Genomic DNA, 357 nt, shown 5'->3' with positions numbered 1-357 from the left:
GCACGATTCTCCGCACCGGCATATCCGCTGTCGCCATAGACCTCCTGTTCGCGGCCATGCAACAGGTGCTGCACCTGGGTGACGTCACCCACATTAGCCGCCGTGCAATGCACGTGGTGAACGAGCCCGGAGTGCTCATCCACACCGATATGCGCCTTCATCCCGAAGAACCACTGATTGCCCTTCTTGGTCTGATGCATCTGCGGATCACGCTTGCCGTCGTCGTTCTTGGTTGACGATGGCGCGTTGATGATCGTTGCATCGACAATGGTGCCGGCGCGCAGGCTCATGCCCTTACGCGCAAGGTGCGCGTTGATCTGCTTGAACATTGCCGCCGCCAACTGATGCTTCTCCAGA

Annotated in this window: 1 protein-coding gene; it reads right to left on the bottom strand. The window is 59.1% G+C overall.

Features of this window, described 5'->3' with window-relative positions; all coding sequences use genetic code 11:
• Nucleotides 1-357, bottom strand: a 357-nt coding sequence (locus tag ACVOMB_RS21130) for an IS5 family transposase (RefSeq protein ID WP_481532943.1), incomplete at both ends; no start/stop codon positions are given.

The organism is Stenotrophomonas sp. STEN018, from assembly GCF_056760235.1.
Note: the sequence above shows the minus strand (reverse complement) of the source record. Positions and strands in the feature narration are given on the sequence as shown.